The organism is Streptomyces sp. NPDC005195 (assembly GCF_040608315.1).
In the GTDB taxonomy this organism is placed as follows: domain Bacteria; phylum Actinomycetota; class Actinomycetes; order Streptomycetales; family Streptomycetaceae; genus Streptomyces; species Streptomyces kaempferi.
Genome location: NZ_JBEXHZ010000064.1, coordinates 16,394 through 24,073, shown reverse-complemented (window position 1 = coordinate 24,073; position 7,680 = coordinate 16,394). Strand labels below are relative to the sequence as shown.

Here is a 7,680-nt window from a genome sequence, read left to right as displayed (position 1 = left end):
CGCGGAAACTATTTGGGGGCCCCCACCTTTTGGGGGGGGGGGGGGGGGGGCCCCCCCGCGGGGGGGGGGGGGGGGGCGGGGGGGGCCCCCCCCGGGGGGGGGGGGGGGGGGGGGGGTGCGTCCGCGGGAGGTGGCCGCGTCCGCACGAGGAAGGTGCCGTACGAGGAAGGTACTGAGGCGGATGCGCTTGTGACAGTCACCGCACCTCAACTATGAGTGACGTCTCACCTCACCCGCCGGTGGCGACACGCTCCGCCTCCAGCCGGGCCAGCACCAGCCGGGCCGTCTCGGTCGGGGTTCCCCCCACCGGTATCCCGGCCGCCTCCAGGGCCGCCTTCTTCGCCCGCGCCGTGCCGGACGAGCCGGAGACGATCGCGCCGGCGTGCCCCATCGTCCTGCCCTCGGGCGCGGTGAACCCGGCGATGTAGCCGACGACCGGCTTGGTGACATGGTCGCGGATGTACGCGGCGGCCCGCTCCTCCGCGTCGCCGCCGATCTCCCCGATGAGGACGACGAGGTCCGTGTCCGGGTCGTCCTGGAAGGCGGCCAGGCAGTCGATGTGCGTGGTGCCGACGACGGGGTCGCCGCCGATGCCCACACACGTCGAGAAGCCGATGTCGCGCAGCTCGTACATGAGTTGGTAGGTCAGTGTGCCCGACTTGGAGACCAGGCCGATGCGTCCGGGCTTGGTGATGTCGGCGGGGATGATGCCCGCGTTCGACTGGCCGGGGCTGATCAGGCCGGGGCAGTTGGGGCCGATGACACGGGTGCCCCGCGCGGCGGCGTACGCGTGGAAGGCGACCGCGTCGTGGACGGGGATGCCCTCGGTGATGACGACGGCGAGGGCGATCCCCGCGTCGGCGGCCTCCAGCACGGCGGCCTTGGCGAACGCGGGCGGCACGAAGACGACGGTGACGTCGGCGCCGGTCGCCGCCATTCCCTCGCGCACCGAACCGAAGACCGGCACGGTGACCGGAGTGCCGCCCCGGCCGTCGAGGCTTCGGGGGACGTCGAAGTCGACGCCGCGGCCCGCCTTGCGCGGGTTGACGCCGCCGACCACGTCCGTGCCGGCGGCGAGCATCCGCCGGGTGTGCTTCATGCCCTCGCCGCCGGTCATGCCCTGGACGAGGACCTTGCTCTCCTTGCTGAGGAAGACGGCCATGTCCTACTCCTTCAGTCGGCGGTGGCGAGTTCGGCGGCGCGGCGCGCGGCGCCGTCCATGGTGGTGGCCTGCTGGACCAGGGGGTGTGCGCGGTCGTCGAGGACGGCCCGGCCGCGTACGGCGTTGTTGCCGTCGAGGCGGACCACGAGCGGCTTGGTCAACCGGACGCTCTCCAGGGCCTGGACGATGCCTTCGGCGACGGCGTCGCAGGCGGTGATGCCGCCGAAGACGTTCACGAGGACCGATTTCACCGCGGGGTCGGCGAGGACCACGGACAGGCCGTCGGCCATGATCCGGGCGGAGGCGCCGCCGCCGATGTCGAGGAAGTTGGCGGGGCGGGCGCCGCAGCCGGCGACCACGTCGAGGGTCGACATGACCAGACCCGCGCCGTTGCCGATGACACCGACCTCGCCGTCCAGCTTGACGTAGTTCAGCCCCTTGGCCGCGGCGGCCGCCTCCAGCGGATCGTCGTGCGGGGTGTCCTCCCGTCCCCAACGCCGCTGCCGGAAGCGGGCGTTGTCGTCGAGGGTGACTTTTCCGTCCAGGGCGAGGATCTGCCCCTGGGAGGTGCGTACAAGGGGGTTGACCTCGACGAGGAGGGCGTCCTCGCGGGTCAGTACCTCCCACAGCCGCATCAGGACGTCGACGGCCTGTGCGGGAAGACCGGCGGCTTCGGCGATCTCGGCCGCCTTGGCCGAGGTGACGCCCTCGGCGGGGTCGACCGGGATGCGCGCGACGGCGTCCGGCCGGCTCACGGCCACCTCCTCGATGTCCATGCCGCCCTCGGCCGACGCGATGGCGAGGAACCGCCCGGCCGCGCGGTCGAGGACGTAGCTGACATAGAACTCCGCCTCGATGTCGATGGGTTGGGCCAGCATCACCGCGCGGACGACATGTCCCTTGATGTCCATGCCGAGGATCTGGCGGGCCGTCAGTTCCGCCGCGGCCGGATCCGCGGCGAGCTTCACGCCGCCGGCCTTGCCGCGCCCGCCCGTCTTCACCTGTGCCTTGACGACGACCCGGCCGCCGAGCCTGCGGGCGATGTCCCGCGCCTCCCGGGGCGAGTCGGTGACCTCGGCCCTCGGTACCAAGATGCCGTGTTCCTCGAAGAGTTCCCTTGCCTGGTGCTCGTACAGGTCCATACCTCGGCTCCTGTCTAAAAGTGCCGCACGCCCCCTGGACACCACCCACAGGATGCGGGATAACAAGCTTCATACAGTATTCGTCGACTGTATGCAATGTACCGCGAGAGCGTTCCAACCCCCTACGAAGGGACAGGACTTCGCCATGCCCGACGGCAGCAGCGACACCGACTCGACCCTCATCTCAGGTGGGCACCTGGTCGCCAAGGCACTCAGAGCGGAAGGCGTGGAGGTCGTCTACACCTTGTGCGGCGGCCACATCATCGACATCTACGACGGCTGTGTCGACGAAGGCATAGAGGTCGTCGACGTACGCCACGAGCAGGTCGCCGCCCACGCCGCCGACGGATACGCGCGGATCACCGGCAAACCCGGATGCGCGGTCGTCACGGCCGGGCCCGGTACCACCGACGCCGTGACCGGCGTCGCGAACGCCTTCCGCGCCGAGTCCCCGATGCTGCTGATCGGTGGTCAGGGAGCGCACACCCAGCACAAGATGGGCTCTCTCCAGGACCTGCCGCACGTCGACATGATGACGCCGATCACCAAGTTCGCGGCGACCGTCCCGGACACGGCGCGCGCCGCCGACATGGTGTCGATGGCCTTCCGGGAGTGCTATCACGGCGCACCCGGTCCCTCCTTCCTGGAGATCCCCCGCGACGTCCTGGACGCCAAGGTGCCGGTCGAGAAGGCCCGGATCCCCGCCGCCGGCCGGTACCGCGCCTCGACCCGCTCGGCCGGCGACCCCGAGGCGATCGAGCGGCTCGCCGATCTGCTGGTGCACGCCGAGAAGCCCGCGATCCTGCTGGGAAGCCAGGTGTGGACGACCCGGGGCACCGAGGCGGCTATCGACCTCGTACGCACCCTCAACATCCCCGCCTACATGAACGGTGCGGGACGCGGCACCCTGCCGCCCGGCGACCCGCACCACTTCCAGCTCTCCCGCCGGTACGCGTTCTCCCACGCCGACGTGATCGTGATCGTGGGCACGCCCTTCGACTTCCGGATGGGCTACGGCAAACGGCTCTCCCCCGACGCGACCGTCGTACAGATCGACCTCGACTACCGGACCGTCGGCAAGAACCGGGACATCGACCTGGGGATCGTCGGGGACGCGGGACTCGTCCTGAAGTCGGTGACCGACGCCGCCTCCGGGCGGGTCAACGGGGGTGCTTCGAGGCGCAAGGAGTGGCTCGACGAACTGCGGGCCGCCGAACAGAGCGCACTCGACAAGCGGCTGCCCAGCCTGAGGTCGGACGCCTCGCCCATCCATCCGTACCGCCTGGTGAGCGAGATCAACGACTTCCTCACCGAGGACTCCATCTACATCGGGGACGGCGGCGACATCGTCACCTTCTCGGGGCAGGTCGTGCAGCCCAAGTCCCCGGGCCACTGGATGGACCCGGGCCCGCTCGGCACCCTCGGCGTCGGCATCCCCTTCGTCCTCGCGGCGAAGAAGGCACGCCCCGACAAGGAGGTCGTGGCCCTCTTCGGCGACGGCGCCTTCTCCCTCACCGGCTGGGACTTCGAGACGCTCGTCCGCTACGACCTGCCGTTCGTCGGCATCGTCGGCAACAACTCCTCGATGAACCAGATCCGTTACGGCCAGGCCCAGAAGTACGGCGTGGAGCGCGAGCGGGTCGGCAACACCCTCGGCGACGTCCACTACGACAAGTTCGCGCAGATGCTCGGGGGTTACGGCGAGGAGGTCCGCGACCCCGCCGACATCGGCCCGGCGCTGCGCCGCGCCCGCGAGTCGGGCAAGCCGTCGCTCATCAACGTCTGGGTCGACCCGGACGCGTACGCCCCCGGAACCATGAACCAGACGATGTACAAGTGAGGTGCCCCCGATGACACCGACGACCCCGACCACCGCGACGACCCCGCTCCCGGGAACGTCGGCCAAGGCTCTCGAAGGCATCCGCGTCCTCGACATGACGCATGTCCAGTCCGGCCCCTCCGCCACCCAGCTGCTCGCCTGGCTCGGCGCGGACGTCGTCAAGCTGGAGGCGCCGACCGGCGACATCACCCGGGGGCAACTGCGCGATCTCCCCGACGTCGACTCCCTCTACTTCACGATGCTCAACTGCAACAAGCGCAGCATCACCCTCAACACCAAGACCGAGCGCGGCAAGGAGATCCTCACCGAGCTGATCCGGCGTTCTGACGTCATGGTCGAGAACTTCGGGCCGGGCGCCGTCGACCGCATGGGCTTCACCTGGGACCGTATCCAGGAGATCAACCCCCGGATCGTCTACGCCTCCATCAAGGGCTTCGGGGACGGCCCCTACACCAACTTCAAGGCGTACGAGGTCGTCGCGCAGGCCATGGGCGGATCGATGGCGACCACCGGCTTCGAGGACGGGCCACCCCTGGCGACGGGCGCGCAGATCGGCGACTCGGGCACGGGTGTCCACGCGGTCGCGGGCATCCTCGCCGCCCTGTTCCAGCGGGAGAGCACAGGACGCGGACAGCGCGTGAACGTGGCGATGCAGCACGCGGTACTGAACCTGTGCCGGGTCAAGCTCCGGGACCAACAGCGCCTGACGCACGGGCCGTTGGCTGAATACCCCAACGAGGACTTCGGTGACGAGGTGCCCCGGTCCGGCAACGCGTCCGGCGGCGGCCAGCCCGGCTGGGCGGTCAAGTGCGCGCCGGGCGGGCCCAACGACTACGTGTACGTCATCGTGCAGCCGGTCGGCTGGAAGCCGGTCACCGAGCTGATCGGGAGGCCGGAGCTGGCGGACGACCCCGAGTGGGCCACCCCGGAGGCCCGGCTGCCCCAGCTCACCAAGATGTTCCAGCTCATCGAGGAGTGGTCGGCCACCCTCCCCAAGTGGGAGGTGCTGGAGAAGCTCAACGCCCACAACATCCCCTGCGGCCCGATCCTGTCCACCAAGGAGATCGTCGAGGACGCGTCACTGGTCGCCAACGAGATGGTCGTGACCGTGCCGCACCCCGAGCGGGGCGAGTTCGTGACGGTCGGCAGCCCGTTGAAGCTCTCCGACTCCCCTGTGGACGTGACCAGTTCACCGCTGCTCGGCGAGCACAACGAAGAGGTCTACATCGGCGAGCTCGGTCTCGGCGACGAGGAACTGCGTCTGCTCAAGTCGAACGGAGTGATCTGAGTGATGGCCGAAGACCGGGTGCTGAAGGTACGCGCGCTCCTCGACGCCGTACGCGCCGAGGGACGCGCCGCGCTCACCGCGCCGGAGGGCAAGGTGATCGCCGACGCATACGCGATCGCCGTACCGGGCGAGGAACTGGCGAGGGACGTCGACGAGGCGGTGGCGTACGCGGCGCGCTTCGGCGCCCCCGTCGTGATGAAGATCGTCTCCCCCGACATCCTGCACAAGACGGATGCCGGCGGTGTCGTCGTCGGCGTGGAGGGCGCGGCGGACGTACGGGCGGCCTTCCACCGGATCGTCGAGAACGCGAAGACGTACGACCCGCGGGCCCGTATCGAAGGCGTCCAGGTGCAGGAACTGCTCCCCCAGGGGCAGGAGGTCATCGTCGGCGCCGTCACCGACCCGACCTTCGGGAAGGTGGTGGCCTTCGGGCTCGGCGGTGTACTGGTCGAGGTCCTCAAGGACGTCACCTTCCGCCTCGCCCCCGTGGACGCCGACGAGGCGCTGTCGATGCTGGACTCGATCCGGGCGGCCGAGATCCTGCGCGGGGTGCGGGGCGCGCCGCCGGTGGACCGGTGGGCGATCGCCGAGCAGATCCGCCGGGTCTCCGAACTCGTCGCGGACTTCCCGGAGATAGCCGAGGTCGACCTGAACCCGGTGATCGCCACGCCGGAGGGCGCCGTCGCCGCGGACATCCGGGTGATCCTCGCCGGGTCGCTTCCCAGGGAGCGGCGCAAGTACAGCCGTGAGGAGATCCTCACCTCGATGCGCCGGCTGATGCGGCCCTCCTCGGTGGCCGTGATCGGCGCCTCCAACGAGCAGGGCAAGATCGGGAACTCGGTGATGCGCAACCTCGTCGACGGGGGCTTCGCCGGCGAGATCCACCCGGTGAACCCCAGGGCCGACGACATCCTGGGCCGCAAGGCGTACAGGAGTGTCACGGACGTTCCCGGCGAGGTGGATGTGGCGGTCTTCGCGATCCCCGCCAAGTTCGTGGCCGCGGCCCTGGAGGAGGTGGGACGCAAGGGCGTCCCCAACGCCGTACTGATCCCCTCCGGATTCGCGGAGACCGGTGAACAGGCGCTCCAGGACGAGCTCGTGGCGATCGCCGAGCGGCACGGCGTCCGGCTGCTCGGGCCGAACATCTACGGCTACTACTCGACGTGGCAGGACCTCTGCGCCACGTTCTGCACGCCGTACGACGTCAAGGGCGGTGTCGCGCTGACCTCGCAGTCCGGCGGCATCGGCATGGCGATCCTGGGCTTCGCGCGCACCACGAGGACGGGTGTCTCCGCGATCGTCGGGCTCGGCAACAAGTCGGACCTGGACGAGGACGACCTGCTGACCTGGTTCGGCGAGGACCCGCACACCGAGTGCATCGCGATGCACCTGGAGGACCTCAAGGACGGCCGCGCCTTCGTGGAGGCCGCTCGCGCGACGGTCCCCAGGAAGCCGGTCGTGGTCCTGAAGGCGGGCCGCACCGCCGCCGGGGCGAAGGCCGCCGGTTCGCACACGGGCGCGCTCGCGGGCGACGACGCCGTCTACGAGGACATCCTGAAGCAGGCCGGCGTCATCAGGGCTCCCGGGCTGCGCGACATGCTGGAGTACGCGCGCGGACTGCCGGTGCTGCCGGCTCCCCGGGGCGACAACGTCGTGATCATCACCGGTGCGGGCGGCAGCGGCGTCCTCCTCTCCGACGCCGTGACGGACAACGGCCTGACCCTGATGGACATACCGCCGGACCTGGACGCGTCCTTCAGGGCGTTCATCCCGCCCTTCGGGGCTGCGGGCAACCCGGTCGACATCACGGGCGGCGAGCCGCCGTCGACGTACGAGGCGACGATCCGGCTGGGCCTGGAGGATCCGCGCGTCCACGCCCTCGTTCTCGGCTACTGGCACACCATCGTCACCCCTCCCATGGTCTTCGCCGAGCTCACCGCGCGCGTGGTGGCCGAGTTCCGGGAGCGGGGCGTCGAGAAGCCGGTGGTGGCGGCCCTGGCGGGCGACGTCGAGGTCGAGGAGGCCTGCCAGTACCTGTACGAGCGGGGGGTCGTGGCGTACCCGTACACGACGGAGACACCGGTGGCGGTCCTGGGCGCCAAGTACCGCTGGGCGCGCGCGGCGGGCCTGTTGGGGGGCGGTTCATGAGGTGAACCAGGGCGGGGGGGGGGGGCGCGGGGCGGGGTAGGGGGGGGGCGCGCCCGCGCGGCCGGCCCGGATGGGGGGGGGCGGGGCCCCGCGGAGGGGC

Annotated in this window: 5 protein-coding genes; 3 read left to right on the top strand and 2 right to left on the bottom strand. The window is 70.6% G+C overall.

Annotated elements, in window-relative coordinates:
- Positions 1–229: 229 nt before the first annotated feature.
- Positions 230–1,162: a succinate--CoA ligase subunit alpha gene (gene sucD, locus ABZV34_RS32945; RefSeq protein ID WP_356284889.1), complete on the bottom strand. Its 933-nt coding sequence runs from the start codon at positions 1,160–1,162 to the stop codon at positions 230–232.
- A gap of 11 nt (positions 1,163–1,173) precedes the next feature.
- On the bottom strand, positions 1,174–2,304 hold the full coding sequence (sucC, locus tag ABZV34_RS32940) for an ADP-forming succinate--CoA ligase subunit beta (RefSeq protein WP_356284886.1): 1,131 nt from the start codon (positions 2,302–2,304) through the stop codon (positions 1,174–1,176).
- Between the two features lie 145 nt (positions 2,305–2,449).
- Between sucC and ABZV34_RS32935 the strand changes: the two genes are divergently transcribed.
- Genes ABZV34_RS32935 through ABZV34_RS32925 form a run of 3 tightly spaced genes read left to right on the top strand, consistent with a single transcriptional unit; the run spans position 2,450 to position 7,580 of the window.
- Positions 2,450–4,144 carry a thiamine pyrophosphate-binding protein gene (locus ABZV34_RS32935; protein WP_356284883.1) on the top strand — a complete coding sequence of 565 codons (1,695 nt, stop codon included), beginning with the start codon at positions 2,450–2,452 and terminating at the stop codon, positions 4,142–4,144.
- Between the two features lie 10 nt (positions 4,145–4,154).
- Positions 4,155–5,432 carry a formyl-CoA transferase gene (gene frc, locus ABZV34_RS32930; RefSeq protein WP_356284880.1) on the top strand — a complete coding sequence of 426 codons (1,278 nt, stop codon included), beginning with the start codon at positions 4,155–4,157 and terminating at the stop codon, positions 5,430–5,432.
- A gap of 3 nt (positions 5,433–5,435) precedes the next feature.
- The gene (locus tag ABZV34_RS32925) at positions 5,436–7,580 is read left to right on the top strand and encodes an acetate--CoA ligase family protein (RefSeq protein ID WP_356284877.1); all 2,145 of its coding nucleotides are present in this window, start codon (positions 5,436–5,438) and stop codon (positions 7,578–7,580) included.
- Positions 7,581–7,680: the final 100 nt, after the last annotated feature.